Source organism: Arthrobacter sp. AL12 (assembly GCF_029960645.1).
In the GTDB taxonomy this organism is placed as follows: domain Bacteria; phylum Actinomycetota; class Actinomycetes; order Actinomycetales; family Micrococcaceae; genus Arthrobacter.
The window spans coordinates 473934-490228 of record NZ_JASBQY010000001.1 but is presented as its reverse complement, the minus strand read 5'-3'; the positions used below and the strand labels follow the sequence as shown (position 1 = coordinate 490228).

Here is a 16295-nt window from a genome sequence, read left to right as displayed (position 1 = left end):
GCAGCTCATGATTGATACAGCAGGGCAAACCCTGGCAGTACAGAACGTCCGCTCCGTGCGGGCCGTGGGAACCCGCGCGGTACTGGCCGAGCTCTCCGGAACCCCGGACGTGCTGGCCCTGCAGGCACTGCTCGTTGAGAACCCGCTGCCGGGCCAGCTGGACGTCCTCGCCGCGGCGGAGACGGTACTGGTCACCGCGGATTCGCCGGCGTCGGCCCGCCGGATCGCCGCGCGGCTGCTCCAGCTCGACCTCATTGCCCCCGCGCATCGGGAGGGCGAGTTGGTGTTCATCGACACCGTTTACGACGGCGAGGATCTCGCCGAGGTGGGCGAGCTGACCGGCCTCGGAGCCGAGGGCGTGATCGCGGCCCACACCGGGCAGATCTGGACCGTGGCCTTCGCCGGCTTCGCCCCGGGCTTCGGCTACATGGTGGGCGAAAACCAGCTGCTCGAGGTGCCGCGGCGAAGTTCCCCGCGCACCGCCGTCCCCGCCGGTTCGGTGGCGCTGGCCGGGAACTATTCGGCCGTGTACCCGCGCCGCTCGCCCGGCGGCTGGCAGCTGATCGGACGCACCGGCGCCGCCATGTGGGACCTGGACCGGGAACAGCCCGCACTGGCCGCCCCCGGCCACCAGGTGCGGTACCGCGCGGTTCGCGACACCGTCACGCTGGCGCCGGAACACCCGGCCCAGGTTCCTGCTCCCGAGCTGGCGTCCGGACTGCAGGTCGTCGCGCCGGGGCTGCAGAGCCTGATCCAGGACCTGGGCCGCCACGGCCACTCGGGCCTGGGCGTCTCCGCGGCCGGCGCGCTGGACCGGGCCTCGCTGCGCAGGGCCAACCGCCTGGTCGGGAACGCGCCGTCGGCCGCCGCGGTGGAGACCGTCGCCGGCGGGCTCACGGTGCAGGCCGTCGGGGACCAGGTCCTCGCCGTCGCCGGGGCACCCGCGGAGCTGACCATCGAGACGCCCCACGACGCCGACGCCGGCTCCGACGACGTCGACTTTGACGCCGACGGGGCCGGGTCCGGCCCGTCCTGGCGGAACGTCCCGATGGCCACCCCCTTCGCCCTGCTCGACGGTGAAACCCTGACCATCGGTGCCCCGGAGAGCGGCTTCCGTTGCTACCTCGCCGTCCGCGGCGGCGTCGACACCGCCCCGGTGCTCGGCAGCCGCTCCACCGACACCATGTCCGGGATCGGCCCCGCCCCACTGGCCGCCGGCCAGCTCCTCGCCGCCGGCGGGGAGGCCGAGTCCGGCGTCGTCGGCCACCCCGAACTGCAGCCGGAGTACCCAGGAACCGGCGTCACCGTGCTCGAAGTTGTCCCCGGCCCCCGTGCCGACTGGTTCGATCAGACGGCCTTGGACTCGTTCACGGCCCAGGACTGGGACGTGAAGCCACAGTCCAACCGGGTGGGCATGCGCCTGCAGGGAACCCCGCTGCAGCGCACCCGCCAGGGCGAACTCGCCAGCGAGGGCACCGTCGCCGGCGCCCTGCAGGTCCCCCCGGAAGGACTCCCCGTGCTCTTCCTGGCCGACCACCCGATCACCGGCGGCTACCCGGTGATCGCCGTGGTGGTGGACTCACAGCTGGACCGCGCCGGCCAGGTTCCGATCGGCGGGAAGATCCGCTTCCGCTGGGCCGAATCCACCCTCAGCGGCACCGCCACCACCGAACCCGTCACTCCCGAAGAAGAAGCGAGTTACTGATGCGCAAGGTCCTGATCGCCAACCGCGGTGAAATCGCCGTCCGGATCGCCCGGGCCTGCGACGACGCGCAGCTGGCCTCCGTCGCCGTCTATGCGGACATCGACGCCGACGCCCTGCACGTCTGTGCCGCGGACGAAGCCTACGCCCTGGGCGGCAACTCGCCCGCGGACACCTACCTCAACATCCCCAAGCTGCTCGCCGCCGCGGCGGAATCCGGCGCCGACGCCCTCCACCCCGGCTACGGCTTCCTGTCAGAGAACGCCGACTTCGCCCAGGCCGTCCTCGACGCCGGCCTCACCTGGATCGGTCCCACCCCGGAGGCCATCCGGCTGCTCGGCAACAAAATCACCGCCCGCGAGACCGCCGTCCGAGCCGGCGCCCCGCTGGTCGCCGGCAGCGACGGCCCGGTGGAATCCGCCGCCGAGGCCCGCGCCTTCGCCGAACAGCACGGCCTGCCGATCGCCATTAAGGCGGCCTTCGGCGGCGGCGGCCGCGGCATGAAGGTGGTCCGCGCCCTCGACGAGGTCGAGGAAGCCTTCGACTCCGCCGTCCGGGAGGCCGTCGCAGCCTTCGGTCGCGGCGAATGCTTCGTGGAGCGCTACCTCGACCGGCCGCGCCACGTCGAGGCGCAGGTCCTCGCGGACACCCACGGCAACGTTGTCGTCGTCGGAACCCGCGACTGTTCGCTCCAGCGCCGGCACCAGAAGCTCGTGGAGGAGGCGCCCGCACCGTTCCTCAGCGACGCACAGACCCGCCAGATCTACGACGCCGCCAAGGCCGTCTGCCGCGCGGCCGGCTACTCCGGCGCCGGCACGGTGGAATTCCTGGTCGCCGCGGACGGCACCGTGGCGTTCCTCGAGGTCAACACCCGGCTCCAGGTGGAGCACCCCATCACCGAGGAAACCACCGGGATCGACCTCGTGCAGGAGCAGTTCCGCATCGCTGCGGGGGAGCCGCTGCGCATCACCGCGGACCCGGCGCCGCGCGGCCACGCCTTCGAATTCAGACTCAACGCCGAGGACGTCGGGCGCGGTTTCCTGCCCTCGCCCGGCACCGTCGAGGAGTTCCACGGCCCCACCGGCCCCGGCATCCGGCTCGACACCGGCGTCCGCTCCGGCTCCTTCGTCCCGCCGCAGTTCGACTCGCTGCTGGCGAAACTGATCGTCACCGGCGCCGACCGGCAGCAGGCGCTCCGCCGCGCCCGCCGCGCCCTCGCCGAAATCAGCATCACCGGGGTGGCCACCGTGCTCCCGTTCCACCGCGCCGTGGTCGAATCCCCGGACTTCACCTCTGAATCCGGCCTAGGCATCCACACCCGGTGGATCGAAACCGACTTCGCGGACACCATCTCCGCCGACCCGCGCTTCAGCACCGCCGCGCCCGACGGCGAACGCCGCACCATCACCGTCGAGGTGGACGGCCGCCGGATGGCCGTCGGGCTGCCGGCGGATCTGCTGGACGGCTGGGCACTGTCTACTCGGACTCTGTCCGGGGGCCCCCTGCTGCCCGCCGGCGTGTCCGTGGAAGGGGCGTCCGACGGCGGAGCTGCCGCCCCCCACCCCGGGGAGCTGCGCGCCGGCATGGCCGGGACCGTGGTGAAGTGGCTCGTCGAACCGGGCGCCGAAGTCGCGGCGGGGGACCCCGTCGTCGTACTGGAGGCGATGAAGATGGAGACCCAGGTCCCGGCCCACCGCAACGGCACCGTGACCGGCTTCCGCGCGGAGGCCGGCGGCGTCGTTGCTGCCGGCGCGGTGCTGGCCCTGATCGGGTAGCCGCTGCTTGCTGCGGGCCGGCCGGGCGCAGCTTCGCATGTTGTTCGTCGGTGAGCGGGTCCGGAGGGGGTCGTGAGAAAATATAGTAGGAAGTCCTAGTAATAACTGGGCCGCCGTACTACATTGATTCAATATCTACACTTCGGAGGACTGGGTATGTTTGAACTCAACGAGGACCAGCAGTCGCTGGTTGCGATGGTGCGGGACTTCGCCAACGGGGCTCTGGCACCGAACGCCGCGAAATGGGACGAGACCAAGCACTTCCCCGTGGACGTGCTGCGCGAAGCCGGCGCCCTGGGGATGGGCGGCATCTATGTGCAGGAGCAGTTCGGCGGCTCCGGGCTGACGCGCAGCGATGCGGTGCTGATCTTCGAGGAACTGGCCAAGGCTGATCCGACGATTGCCGCCTACATCTCCATCCACAACATGGTGGTCTGGATGATCGACTCGTTCGGCAACGATGAGCAGCGCGCACAGTGGGTGCCGCAGCTTGCCTCTATGGAAGCCCTGGGCAGCTACTGCCTTACCGAGCCCGGCGCCGGGTCCGACGCAGCCGCGCTGAGCACCAGGGCGGTGCGCGACGGCGAAGAGTACGTGCTGAACGGCGTCAAACAATTCATCTCCGGGGCCGGGTCGTCGAGCTTCTACATCGTGATGGCCCGCACCGCCGACAACGGACACCGCGGCATCACGGCCATCGTTGTCCCGGCGGGGACCCCGGGCCTGTCGTTCGGTCCGAACGAGAAAAAGATGGGGTGGAACGCCCAGCCGACCCGCCAGGTTATTTTCGACGATGTCCGGGTTCCGACTGCCAACCGCCTCGGAGACGAAGGCAGTGGCTTTGGGATCGCGATGAAGGGGCTCAACGGGGGCCGCGTCAACATGGGCGCCTGCTCCCTGGGCGGCGGCCAGACTGCCCTGGACAAGTCGGTGGCCTACCTCAAGGAACGCGAGGCGTTCGGCGGGCCGCTGATCAACCAGCAATCCCTGCTGTTCCAGCTGGCCGACATGGAAACAGAGCTCGTGACCGCCCGGACGCTGCTCTGGCGGGCAGCGGACGCGCTGGACCGCGGCGCGCCCGACGCGGTCAAGCTCTGCGCCATGGCCAAGAGGGTCGCCACGGATGCAGGGTTCAACGTCGCCAACAGCGCCATCCAGCTCCACGGGGGCTACGGCTACCTTTCCGAGTACGGACTGGAGAAGATCGCCCGGGACCTGCGGGTCCACCAGATCCTCGAAGGCAGCAACGAGATCATGCGCCTGATCATCGGCCGCACGGTAGCCGGCACCTAGCCAAGGAGGCGGCCAACGTCGTCCGCTGCGCGTCCCCCGACAGTTGGCGGCCCCTTAACCCTGCTTCAGAGGTTCCTCGGCTGCCCCTTGTGTCGCGGCCCAGCTGGCCAGCAGCCGCAGCGCGTCCCCGGTGGGGGAACCGGGCTCGGCGGTGTAGACCAGCAGCGACAGCCCCGCGTCGGCCGGGAGATCCAGGGACTCGTACATGAGGTGGAGGTGCCCCACCACGGGGTGCCGAAAGTGCTTGAGCCCGGTGTAGTGCAAGCGCACGTTGTGGGCCGCCCACCGGGTCCGGAACTCCTCACTGCGCGTGGACAGCTCACCGACCAGGTCGGTCAGGCCCCGGTCGTAGGGGTCCCGGCCGGCTTCGGTCCGCAGGATCGCCACCGTGTCATTCGCGGCGCGCTCCCAGTCCGGGTAGAACCCGCGGGAGCGGTCGTCCAGGAAGAGGAACCGCGCAAAGTTGGCCGGCCGGACGGGGCTGCCGTACATCTCGGAGTACATGGCCCGGCCAAGCTGGTTGGCGGCAAGGATGTCCAGCCGCCCGTTGCGCACGAACGCCGGGGCGCTGGTTATCGCATCGAGCACCAGCTGCACGCTCGCCCGGACCGGCTGGGTGGCGGGGCGGCGGCGCTGCGGCTTGCGGCTGGTGCTGGCGGCTCGGGCCAGGTCGAACAGGTGGGCCTGCTCCGCCTCATCCAGCTGCAGCGCCCGCGCCAGGGCTTCCAGGACTCCTTCGGAGACTCCGGAGAGGTTTCCGCGCTCCAGCCGGGTGTAATACTCGACACTGACCCCGGCCAGCATGGCGACCTCGCCGCGGCGCAGTCCGGGGACGCGGCGGTTGCCGCCGTAAACGGGCAGACCCGCCTGTTCCGGGGTGATTTTCGCCCGCCGGGTGGCCAGGAAGTCCCGGGTCTCGCTCTGGTTGTCCATACCTTCAACGGTAGAGGGTGCGGCGCCGTAAGGGAGTCCCTGCCAGTACCCCTCACAGCAGGGCCTCCCTCCGCGCGGCCTAGTGGTGTTTGATGGATAGAGCCCCCGATGACGACCGGGCCGAAAGGCCGCACCTGACCGGTTCCGGACGCCGGGGCACCCCCCACACCATCCACAAGCAGGAGATCCATGCTTACCGTTAATGCTTACGCCGCCCCCTCCGCGACGGAATCCCTCGTTCCGACCACCATCGAACGCCGGGACGTTGGCCCGCATGACGTCCTGATCGACATCAAGTTCGCCGGCATCTGCCACTCCGACATCCACACCGTCCGCGGCGACTGGGGCCCCCAGCAGTTCCCGCTGGCACCGGGGCACGAGATCGCCGGCATCGTTTCGGAGGTCGGCTCGGCCGTGACCAAGCACGCCGTCGGCGACCGGGTCGGCGTCGGCTGCATGGTGAATTCCTGCCGCGAGTGCGTCAACTGCCAGAAGGGCGAGGAGCAGTACTGCCTCGCCGGCAACACCGGCACGTACGGCGCCGTGGACCGCGACGGCACCATCACCCAGGGCGGCTACTCCACCCATGTGGTGGTGACCGAAGACTTCGTCGTCACCATCCCCGAGGGCATCGAGCTCGACGTCGCCGCGCCTCTGCTCTGCGCCGGCGTCACCACCTACTCGCCGCTGCGCCACTGGAACGCCGGCCCCGGCAAGAAGGTCGCCGTCGTCGGACTCGGCGGGCTGGGACACATGGCCGTCAAGATCGCCCACGCCATGGGCGCCGAGGTGACCGTGCTGTCACAGTCGCTGAAGAAGCAGGAGGACGGGCTGAAACTGGGCGCGGACCACTACTACGCCACCAGCGACGAAAACACCTTCACGGATCTGGCCGGCTCCTTCGACCTGATCATCAACACCGTCAGCGCGAGCATCGACATCAGCTCCTACCTGCAGCTGCTGAGCCTCGACGGCGCCCTGGTGAACGTGGGCGCCCCGGCTGAACCGCTGCCCGTGAACGCGTTCGCCCTGATCGCCGGACGCCGGTCCTTCGCCGGGTCCATGATCGGCGGCATCCGCCAGACGCAGGAAATGCTGGACTTCTGCGCCGAGCACCACCTCGGCGCCGAGATCGAGGTCATCCCGGCCGACAAGATCAATGAGGCCTACGAGCGCGTGCTCGCCTCCGACGTGCGGTACCGCTTTGTGATCGACACCTCCACGCTGGGCTAGTCCGCACTGCCGCGGCAAGGAGCCAGGGGAAGGGCCCGGCCGGTGCCATCCGGCCGGGCCCTTCCCGGTAAGAGTTCGCGCAGACCACGGGGGTGCTGGCCACCGCGGTTCTCGGATCCAGCGCCGTGGACCGGGGGCTTCGCGGCCTAGAGTCCGCTCAGGGTGTCGATATAATCCAGCGTTTTGGGACTGACATGCCGCACGGCCGCAAGGGCCTCCCGGAGAACAGGTCGCGTGGCCGGGTCAATGAGCGCGCCCCTGAGTTCCATGACCGTTTCGATGCCCTGGCCCTCGAGCACCCGCGTGATGTCCTCGACCTGGGCCAGGCGGCCCGGAGAGGGCCAGTCGATGACTTCCGAGAGCTTCCCCGTATCCACGTGCCGCCGGAATCCGCTGGTCGTGGCGGCATCCGGCCAGGCCGCAATCAGAGCGTCAACGCGCGGCTTGACGGTCTCATGGTAGTTCTGCCGTCGCTGCAACGTGGCATCAACGATGATGGCCCCGATGTGGTCCCACCCACGGCCGGTTGCGGCCGGGGCGTCTATGCCGGGTGAGTCCGTCGGTGCCGCATTGTCGGCAGCATCATTATTGCTAGTCATAGGTGAATACTTCCACGTGTAGGCGCTGAGCGTGTGGAGGCGTCAGCCGAGCGTGGAGGGCATCCCGCAGGGGCCGAGGTGGACTGCAGTGAAATCGTCGGACGGGCAGGGTGACCCAGCCAGGCTTCCTTCTCTGGCCGATATAGGCTGGACGGGACGCTGGCCCGCCGGGCCGGCCCGCCGGCCTTCCCTGGCCGGCCGGGAACGGACGGAAGGCAATCGTCGCCATGAACGAACCTGGCTGGGTCCAGCACGCCATCTGGTGGCAGGTCTATCCCCTCGGCTTCGTCGGCGCGGAAAAGACCGCGACGACGGAACCCGCCGCTGAGCACCGGTTGCTGGACCTTGTCCCGTGGCTCGACTACGCCGTGGAACTGGGGGCGTCGGGGCTGGCCCTTGGCCCCATCTTCGAATCGGAGACACATGGGTATGACACCACGGATTACTTCCGGATCGATCCCCGGCTCGGGTCCGAGCAGGACTTCGATACCCTGGTGGCAGAGGCACACCGCCGCGGGCTGCGCATACTCCTCGACGGCGTCTTCAACCACACCGGGCGTTCCTTCGCGCCGTTCCAGGATGTCCTTGCCCGCGGACCGGGGGCGGACACCGCCTCCTGGTTCTCGCTGGAGTGGCCCGACGTTGCCGCGTCGGGTGTCGAACCGGCGTATCGCGACTTCGAGGGCCACCACCACCTCGTGGCGCTCAACCATGACGAGCCGGCGGTCGCCGATTTCGTCGTCGATGTCATGGAGCACTGGCTGCGCCGGGGTGCGGATGGTTGGCGGCTCGACGCCGCCTATGCCGTCCCGTCGTCGTTCTGGGCCCCGGTCACGGCGCGCGTCCGGTCCTCCCATCCGGACGCCTACTTCGTGGGCGAGTACATCCACGGTGACTATGCAGCGGAGGTCAGCTCCGGTGGACTCGATTCCGCCACGCAATACGAGCTCTGGAAAGCGGTCTGGAGTTCGCTCAACGACGCGAACTTCTTCGAACTCGCAGCCGCCTTCGAACGACACAACGCGCTCCTGGGCTCCTTCGCACCGCTCACCTTCATCGGCAACCACGACGTCACCCGCATCGCGAGCAAGCTCACCGATGCGGCGCTGGTACCGCACGCCGTCGTCGTCCTGCTCACGGTCGGCGGAACGCCGTCCCTGTACTACGGCGACGAGCAGGGCTACCGGGGCGTCAAGGAGGACAGGGCAGGGGGCGACGACGACGTGCGGCCGCTCTTCCCGTCTTCCCCCGACCAGCTCTCGGCCCTGGGCGGATCCATCTTCGCCGTGCACCAGGAGCTCATCGGGGTGCGGAGACGGAACCCGTGGCTGCACCGTGCGACCACGGAAGTCCTCCAGCTCGCCAACGAGGTGCTTGCATACCGCGTCGCGGTTGGCGCCGATGCACTCGTCGTTGCACTGAACCTCTCGCACGAGACCCAGCGGATCAGCGCCGCGGGCGCCACCTCCGTGCTCGCCGGAGAGGCGACACTCGACGTCGGCGCGAACGCCGTCCTCGTGCCGGCGCGGGGGTGGGCCGTCCTCGGCTAGGCCCCCTGCGAGAGGATGCTCTAGAAATGGCCCGGTTTCGGGGTCCGGATGCCTTCCCGGGGGTAGCCTGTGGTTGGGATGGCCGACCACCAGGAGGACGACATGACCTGCACCAGATCAGCCGATGGGACGGTAATCGCTGTCGACAGAACCGGAACCGGGCCGGCCCTTATCGTGGTGGTGGGGGCCTTCGGCGATCGCCAGTCGAAGAAGTCGCTGTCGGTCGGGCTTGCGGACCGCTTCACGGTCTTCGAGTACGACCGTCGCGGCCGAGGCGAAAGTGGACCGGTCGGTGACGTCACGGTCGAACGCGAGGTCGAAGACCTCGCCGCGGTCGTAGCGCAGACAGGGGAGAGCCCATTCGTCTTCGGCGATTCCTCGGGCGGCGCCATTGCCATCGCGGCTGCAGCCGCCGGGATCGAAGTTCGAAAGATCGCCGTCTATGAGGTGCCATACACGCAAGGTCCCAGCTTCGCGTTCGCGGACGAACTCTCGGCGCTGGTCTCCGCCGGCGAACGGAGCGAGGCCGTCGAGCGTTTCTTGATGCTCGTGGGTACTCCACCGGAAGCCATCGAGGGCATGAAACAGGGCCCGTTCTGGCCGCATCTGGAATCGATTGCGGCAACTCTTCCCATCGACGTCAGACTGTGCAATGACGGCCGCGTACCGAAAGACCAGCTGGCCAAGGTCACAGTCCCGCTCTTGGCACTGGCCGGCGATCGTGGTCCCTGGGCGGTGAATGTGGCGAACTCCATCGCAACGGCAGCGCCCCGCGGAGGATCGCAAATTCTGGCCGGTTACGGGCATGACGTGCCGGACGCGGTGCTCAGCCGGGCTGTGTCGGCATTCTTTGACTGACGCCGTCGACCGGTACCAGCATCGCCGACTGCCCCCCGACGGGCCGTTAACGCGGAGCGCACCCGTGGTTTCCAGCCCTGTCCACCCGGCTTTCGACTCAGAGGGAAATGCTGCGGTTGATGACCTTGTCCGCTGTCTCATAGATGGTCTGGTTGTGGGCCCGGGCGTAGCCGCGCAGCAGCGCGAAGGCCGCGCTCATGTCGACATTGGAGGTGTGGGCGATCACGCCCTTGGCCTGTTCGATCAGGATGCGGCTGTTCAAGGCCCGCTGCAGCTGTTCGTTGATCAGGGCGCTTTCCCTGGCGGCGCGTTCCTGCAGCAGGGTTATGGTGGCCACGTCAGCGAAGGCCTGGGCAATCGCGGCGTCATCGGCGGTGAGGGGACCGGCCTCGTGGCCAAAGAGATTCAAGGCGCCGATGGTGCGGCTGCGCAGGCGCATAGGGACGGCGTGCAGGGACCGGAATCCCTGGGATAGCGCAGAGGACTGGAAGAGGGGCCATCGGGAACCCTGCGCCGCGATGTCGTCGATGGCCACCACGGCTCCGGTCCGGTAACAGTCCACGCACGGTCCCGCACCAGCGTCGAGCTGGAGGACTTCCACGAGCTGGCTTTCCTCGCTGGTTGAGGCCATTACCTGGAGGTCTCCGGCCGGATCGACCAGCACAAGTCCTGCGGCGGCGGCGTCGAGAATGCCAACCGATTCATCCACCAGCGTGTGGAGGAGGTCGAAGACGTCGTAGTCCGCCACTAATGTGTCCGCTATCTTGACGAAAGCGGCACTCACGCGTCCTGCGCGGCTTAACATCGCCATATCCGGATTCTACTGCACGCGCCCGTCGCAGCCGCCTCCGGTTGTGAAGTCAAGGCTTCTGCTGACGACCTCCCGGGCGACCTCCCGGACGGTACGGTCATTGGAAAAAGCATGAGCCCGGATCAGCAGAAGTGCGTCCCGCGCCGACGTCCCGGCCTGCGCCAGGACCATTCCCGTGGCCTGGTGCACCTCGCGCCGTGACAGGGGAGAGCCATCCGGCGGGTCGGCAGTGCCGTCTTCGGGTGCGAGGGTCAGGAGCTGGCGCAGCAGGAGCCAGGTTGCGGCGTCGGCGAGCTGCAGGGCTCTGGAATGCTTTGCCGGGCTCAGCCGGCCGGATTCGGTACTGTAAAGCTCCACGACGCCGATATCCAACGCGCCGAGCGCGAGCGGGAAAACGAAGATTGCCGCAACATCCAGCTCCAGCAGGGATTTTGCAAAGACCGGCCAGGCGGCGTGCGGCCCCCTGCGCACATCCGGCAGGAGCACGGGTCCGCGGGTTCGCAGGGCTTCCCAGCGCGGTCCTTCCCCCAAATCGAACTGCAGCTCATCGATCCTTGCCGCCACTGCGTCGCTGGCGCAGACCATTGTCTCCGGGGCCAGGCCGGAGAACACGGAGATGGAGGCCCCTGAGACCGGCAACGACTCAACGAACCCGGTGCAGAGGCCGGCGTCGAGTCCCTGTGCCACCGAGTCCGTGCCATCACCCATGCCGGGAACCCTGCGCGGCTGAACCAATGACGCCGAATCTCCCCGCCGGGGCAGATGGGTGCCGCTCAATCGGCCGGTACAAAATACTGGCCATGGGGTCGCCTCCTCGGCCTGGTCGGAGTGCCAACAATCGCTAGGGAACCACCCAAGTGTTTGTTCAGTCTATGCCTGCTTACCATCGAGCCTGCTGGCGGCATCAGTTCCCCATTTCTGCCATGGCTGTCGCAGCGGCATGGACCTGCCCCGGCGCCCTACCGTCTTGAGTCAAGATCAGATAAACTGCCTGTGTTGCCCTGGACCCCGGTAGCGCCATTACTTGGCGAAATATCCAGGAGGATCCCACCGATGCCAGGCAACCCCATCCTTAGACCCGCGTCCGTACACCCCTTCCACCGTTCCGGGGCCATCACCGATGATCCGCGCCCCGAACGCGGGAAACAGAACGAACAGCAGCTCGGACAAACGGACGACGGCGGGCAGGCACCAGCGCCGCCGGCCCAGGCCCGGCAGCAGGTGCTGGCGGCAGAACTGGCAGACTTCCTGTGGAAACGGCAGGAACCGGGACTTGACCAGCCGCCATTGTCCACCGGCGGCGGCAGTGGTGAGCAAGATTCCGGGATGTGGCGGGATCAGCTGTTGGCAGAGATCGAAGGCCTCGCTGCGACGCTGAAGGAGAAGGTGGCCCGGTACTCGTTGACACAGGCACCACAGCCCGCCGAACAAGCCGCGGGAGCAGCCAGCGAGACCGCCGTGTTGTGGATTCAGGACGCCCTCGAGGATATTGCCGCGACGGCCCTCGGCATCGAGATGGCGTCACGCGAACTGTTCATCCGGGCAGGTTCGAACGGGGAGCAGGATTCGACAAGCGAAACAGCCCACGAACAGACGCCACGGACCGCCGAATGACCGGTCCCACCGGGGCCGAATGGACCGGTCTCGTTGAGTTTCTCGAAGCGCGCATCGCGGAGCAGGAAGCAGCCGTCCGGGAGGGCACCTTCGCGGGCACCGCCGATGTCCCTGAAAGCGATGACCAAGTCTCTTTGGGCCAGCTAATGCTGGACGAGTGCGCCCAGAAGCGGGCAATCATTGCCAGCTGGACGGAAGCTGCCGACGCCGAAGGGATCGCCGACCTCAGCCAAGCCGAAGGAACAATTGCCATCGCCCGAAGGTCGATGCTCACCATTCTCGCGGGCTCCCATCGGGAGCATCCGGATTACGACCGGGCCTGGTCGCCGGCCCTGCCAACAGGAATGCCCGGAGGAGCCGCGAAGGCCTGAGACGCCTAGCGGCTGCTCACCTGACCAAACAGCTTCGCGATTGGTGCGAGCAGGATCGGACGGGCGGCGTACCACCCGGCTACCGTGACGCCGAGGGCGGCCGCGAAGAGCCAGAACCCGACCCAGTTCACCACGTCGGTGCCGCCGAACATGTGGTTCAGGTTCCGCAGCGCTCCGGTCGAGAACACCAGGAACACGTGGATGAGAATGAACAGCACGAAAAACAGCATCGTCGGGAAGTGGAGCGCGCGCGCAACCTCCACCGGGTAGATCCTGCTCAGCGTCTTCGCGTTCTTCGGCCAGAACTCGCTCATGCGCACTCCCGTGATGACCGCGAGCGGGGCCGCAATGAACACCACGATGAAGTACATCAACTGCTGCAGGCTGTTGTAGTTCACCCAGCCGTTCTCAACGGGCCAGTCGAGAGTCATGTACTGCAGCAGCGCGGACAGCGCGTTCGGGAACACCTCCCAGCTGGTCGGTACGATGCGCATCCAGTGGCCGGAGGCAAACAGCAGCACCACAAAGATGAGACCGTTGGCCAGCCATAAAATGTCGAGCGACTGGTGCAGCCAGAGGGTGATGCTGATTTTCTTGCCGCCGCGCTTCGGCGTCCAGAACGCCGGCGGCTTCTGCTGGGTGCGCACCTGATAGCCGGAGCGAATGATGAGCACCATCAGGAAGAGGTTCAGGAAGTGCGTCCACTGCGCCCACCACGGGAATCCCGGCTCGGCGGTCGCGGGCAGGTGGTATTCGCCGGGGTATCTTTCGAGGAACTCCGGCACACCCGGCAGCGTCGTCACACCCCGCGCGGCGAGCACAAGAATCGCTGCGGCGGCCACGGCGCCGACCGCGAGGAGCACGACGCGCCTGATCCACTGGCCCAGGGTGCGCGAACCGTAGAGCCGTGCCTCGGCCCGCGGAGGCACGGGTTTTCCAGCGGCAACGGACTGTGCCACCGGTGCCGGGGCGGCTGTGACGGCGGGTGCACTCGCGGCCGCTGCCGGCTCCACCCTGGTAACGGTCTCCTCCACGCCGGCAGCCGGTGCCTCGGCAACGGTCTCCACCACCACCCGGGCAGCTGGCGCCTCGGTCCCGGCGATGGGTCCGGGAGCTGCCTCCACCGCAGGAGCACCAGCGACCGCCGGAGCTAGCCCCGCCGGCGGCCACGGTTCACCGCCGGGGATCCGGGGCAGCCCGCGACGAAGCGGTGTGGTTCCCGTCGTCAGGGTGGCCGGTGCGGTGGCTGGGGCAGCTACAACCGACGTCGCTGCCGGCACTGCTGCTTGCTCAGCAGCATCTGCAGCAGCCCTTGCCGCCGGCGTCGGTGTGACGCCGGCGGCGGGAGCACCGGACAGAGCCGGCACCTGCACCGAAATCTCGCCCGCCGGCGGCCAAGGCTCGCCGCCCGGCACGCGCGGCAGGCCGCGGCGAAGCTGCCGCACCCCCGCGGCGCCTGCGGTCACGGCAGGGACCGGAGCGGACACCACCGTCGCATCCGCTGCCGTTTCCTCGGACGCGGCAGCAGCAACGGGGACGGGGGCGGAGGGCATTGCGGCCGCTGGTCCGGCGGTGACCGGCCCGGCCCCGGAAACAGGCGCCGAAGGGGCTCCCGCCGTGACAACTCGTGCGGGCGCCTGGCCTGCCGGAGGCCAGGGTTCCCCGCCTTCGACGCGCGGCAGGCCCCGCCGGATCGAGCCAGACAGGGGTGCCATCACTGGTTCTTCCGAGCCTCAAGGGCGCTGATCAGCTGGGGGACAACCTTGAAGAGATCTCCGACCACACCAAAGTCGGCGATCTCGAAGATCGGCGCGTCGCCATCCTTGTTGATGGCGACGATCGTCTTCGCGGTCTGCATCCCCGCCCGGTGCTGAATCGCGCCGGAAATACCCAGCGCGATATACAACTGCGATGACACGGAGACCCCGGTCTGGCCGACCTGATGCGACTGCGGGATGTAGCCCGCATCCACCGCGGCACGCGACGCGCCAATGGCAGCGCCGAGGGTATCGGCGAGCTGTCCAACGAGGGCGAACTGTTCCTCAGACCCGAGGCCGCGGCCACCCGCTACAACCTTCGCCGCGCCACGCAGTTCCGGCCGCGACGTGGCAACGACGGCCTCATCGAACGAGTCGATCCGGGCGGCCGGCTTCCCGGAAGCCGTCACGGCCAGGGTCTCCGACGCTGGCGGCTGAGCCGTGGCACGGGCTTCGATGGCGCCCTGGCGAACCGTAATGACCGGCGGCCCGAACGTGGACGTTGACGTCACATCGTAGGCACCGCCGTAGACGGAGTGGTGGGCCACGATGCCCTCGTCATCACGGGAGACACCGATCGCATCGACGGAAACCGCAGCCCGCGCACGAGCAGCGTAACGGCCGGCCAGGTCGCGCCCGTTCAGAGAATGCGAAATCAGGATCGCTTCCGGCTGCACCAGCTCCACCGCGGCGGCAAGCGCGTCAACGCCCGGCACACCGAGCTCGGAAGGATCCGGAGTCTCCGCGATCAGTATCTGCGCGGCACCCAGGGCTGCGGCCTCCGCGGCGGCGGCGCTGCCTGCCCCGGGTGAGGCGAGTACCAACGCAATGGGCGTGCCAACTGCGGCGGCGGCCCCGAAGAGCCCGGCGGCAGTCTTCTCGAGTTCACCCGAAGCCTGGCTTTCGACGACGACGAGGATCGCGTCACGAGGGAATTCAGTCATGTCGTTATTCCTTAAGCCAGTCGGTTGTCTATAAGGAAGGCAGCGAGCTTCTCGCCGGCGTCGCCCTCGTCAATGATCTTCACGCCCGCCGTGCGCGGCGGCTTCTCTGCAACGGTCAGCATGATCGAACGCGCCGCGTCCGGGTCGTCGGCCGTGATCCCAAGGTCCGCGAGGGTGAGGACCTCGAGGGGCTTCTTCTTCGCCGCCATAATTCCTTTGAAGTTCGGGAAGCGCGGACCGGGAAGCGCCTCGGTAATGGAGATCACCGCAGGCAGGTTCGCTGACACCTTCTGCACGCCGGATTCAACGGGACGGGAGCCGGACACCGCGCCGTCGCTGATCTCTACGGAGCTGAGGCCGGTGGCAAGCGGCACGTCAAGCAATTCTGCAAGCATCGCGGGAATCACGCCGCCGGAACCATCGGTGGAGACGTTGCCGGTGATCACAAGGTCAAACTCGACGCGACGGATCGCTGCCGCGAGGGTTTCCGCCGTAAGCCCGAGATCCGCGCCCCGGAGCGCTTCGTCAGAGACGTGGATGGCGCTTCCCGCGCCCATCGCAAGCCCCTTGCGTATCGTTGCCGTGGCACCCTCGGGAGCGAGGGAAAGGACCACGACCTGTGTGCCCTCGTTCGCGTCGGCGTACGTCAGCGCCAGTTCCAGGGCCCGCTCACCAATCTCATCAATGACCGCCTCGCTGGCTGCGCGGTCGGCGAGGCCTGTAGCAAGGTTCAGTTTGCGGTCCCCATAGGTGTCGGGGACCTCCTTTACGAGGACGATTATCTTCATCGATGGCTCTTCCTGTGGCGGGCGTGTCTCGCTGAAGGAGACATGCCGAACTGGCGCATTTTTCTTG

The 16295-nt window shown here is 68.1% G+C and carries 15 protein-coding genes; 8 read left to right on the top strand and 7 right to left on the bottom strand.

Going from position 1 to position 16295, the window contains the following annotated elements:
- Positions 1 to 7 precede the first annotated feature (7 nt).
- From QK291_RS02345 to QK291_RS02335, 3 genes are all read left to right on the top strand, one after another.
- Complete coding sequence (locus QK291_RS02345; RefSeq protein WP_282378722.1) at positions 8 to 1705, top strand: 5-oxoprolinase/urea amidolyase family protein; 1698 nt, start codon at positions 8 to 10, stop codon at positions 1703 to 1705.
- Positions 1705 to 3477, top strand: a complete 1773-nt coding sequence (locus QK291_RS02340; protein WP_282378721.1) for a biotin carboxylase N-terminal domain-containing protein — start codon at positions 1705 to 1707, stop codon at positions 3475 to 3477. The genes QK291_RS02345 and QK291_RS02340 overlap by 1 nt, the downstream gene beginning before the upstream one ends.
- 156 nt (positions 3478 to 3633) lie before the next feature.
- The gene (locus QK291_RS02335; RefSeq protein ID WP_282378720.1) at positions 3634 to 4770 is read left to right on the top strand and encodes an acyl-CoA dehydrogenase family protein; all 1137 of its coding nucleotides are present in this window, start codon (positions 3634 to 3636) and stop codon (positions 4768 to 4770) included.
- 54 nt (positions 4771 to 4824) lie between these two features.
- On the opposite strand, the gene QK291_RS02330 is transcribed toward QK291_RS02335, so the two are convergent.
- Positions 4825 to 5703, bottom strand: a complete 879-nt coding sequence (locus tag QK291_RS02330; RefSeq protein ID WP_282378718.1) for a helix-turn-helix transcriptional regulator — start codon at positions 5701 to 5703, stop codon at positions 4825 to 4827.
- A gap of 189 nt (positions 5704 to 5892) precedes the next feature.
- On the opposite strand from QK291_RS02330, the gene QK291_RS02325 reads away from it, so the two are divergent.
- Positions 5893 to 6936, top strand: coding sequence for an NAD(P)-dependent alcohol dehydrogenase (locus tag QK291_RS02325; protein WP_282378715.1), 1044 nt, complete (start codon positions 5893 to 5895; stop codon positions 6934 to 6936).
- Positions 6937 to 7082: 146 nt separating this feature from the next.
- Here QK291_RS02325 and QK291_RS02320 read toward each other — a convergent pair whose 3' ends face one another.
- Complete coding sequence (locus tag QK291_RS02320; protein ID WP_282378714.1) at positions 7083 to 7535, bottom strand: hypothetical protein; 453 nt, start codon at positions 7533 to 7535, stop codon at positions 7083 to 7085.
- A gap of 227 nt (positions 7536 to 7762) precedes the next feature.
- Here QK291_RS02320 and QK291_RS02315 point away from each other — a divergent pair, with 227 nt between their 5' ends.
- Both QK291_RS02315 and QK291_RS02310 read left to right on the top strand, forming a co-directional pair.
- Entirely contained in the window at positions 7763 to 9085 is a 1323-nt protein-coding gene (locus tag QK291_RS02315) for an alpha-amylase family glycosyl hydrolase (RefSeq protein ID WP_282378713.1), read from the top strand.
- A 78-nt stretch (positions 9086 to 9163) separates the two neighbouring features.
- Entirely contained in the window at positions 9164 to 9943 is a 780-nt protein-coding gene (locus QK291_RS02310) for an alpha/beta hydrolase (protein WP_282378712.1), read from the top strand.
- A gap of 97 nt (positions 9944 to 10040) precedes the next feature.
- Here the strand turns inward: QK291_RS02310 and QK291_RS02305 are convergent, their stop codons facing one another.
- Entirely contained in the window at positions 10041 to 10754 is a 714-nt protein-coding gene (locus QK291_RS02305; RefSeq protein ID WP_282378711.1) for a GAF and ANTAR domain-containing protein, read from the bottom strand.
- Between the two features lie 9 nt (positions 10755 to 10763).
- Positions 10764 to 11462: a GAF and ANTAR domain-containing protein gene (locus QK291_RS02300; RefSeq protein WP_282378710.1), complete on the bottom strand. Its 699-nt coding sequence runs from the start codon at positions 11460 to 11462 to the stop codon at positions 10764 to 10766.
- A gap of 345 nt (positions 11463 to 11807) precedes the next feature.
- Here QK291_RS02300 and QK291_RS02295 point away from each other — a divergent pair, with 345 nt between their 5' ends.
- Together QK291_RS02295 and QK291_RS02290 are read left to right on the top strand one after the other, a co-directional pair.
- Positions 11808 to 12368: a hypothetical protein gene (locus QK291_RS02295; RefSeq protein ID WP_282378709.1), complete on the top strand. Its 561-nt coding sequence runs from the start codon at positions 11808 to 11810 to the stop codon at positions 12366 to 12368.
- Positions 12365 to 12739 (top strand): DUF6221 family protein, encoded by a 375-nt coding sequence (locus QK291_RS02290; RefSeq protein WP_282378707.1) that lies wholly within the window; start codon positions 12365 to 12367, stop codon positions 12737 to 12739. The genes QK291_RS02295 and QK291_RS02290 overlap by 4 nt, the downstream gene beginning before the upstream one ends.
- A gap of 5 nt (positions 12740 to 12744) precedes the next feature.
- Here the strand turns inward: QK291_RS02290 and QK291_RS02285 are convergent, their stop codons facing one another.
- From QK291_RS02285 to QK291_RS02275, 3 genes are all read right to left on the bottom strand, one after another.
- Entirely contained in the window at positions 12745 to 14292 is a 1548-nt protein-coding gene (locus QK291_RS02285) for a cytochrome b/b6 domain-containing protein (protein WP_348994545.1), read from the bottom strand.
- Between the two features lie 161 nt (positions 14293 to 14453).
- Positions 14454 to 15440 (bottom strand): electron transfer flavoprotein subunit alpha/FixB family protein, encoded by a 987-nt coding sequence (locus QK291_RS02280; protein ID WP_282378703.1) that lies wholly within the window; start codon positions 15438 to 15440, stop codon positions 14454 to 14456.
- 11 nt (positions 15441 to 15451) lie between these two features.
- The gene (locus tag QK291_RS02275) at positions 15452 to 16228 is read right to left on the bottom strand and encodes an electron transfer flavoprotein subunit beta/FixA family protein (RefSeq protein WP_282378701.1); all 777 of its coding nucleotides are present in this window, start codon (positions 16226 to 16228) and stop codon (positions 15452 to 15454) included.
- Positions 16229 to 16295 lie beyond the last annotated feature (67 nt).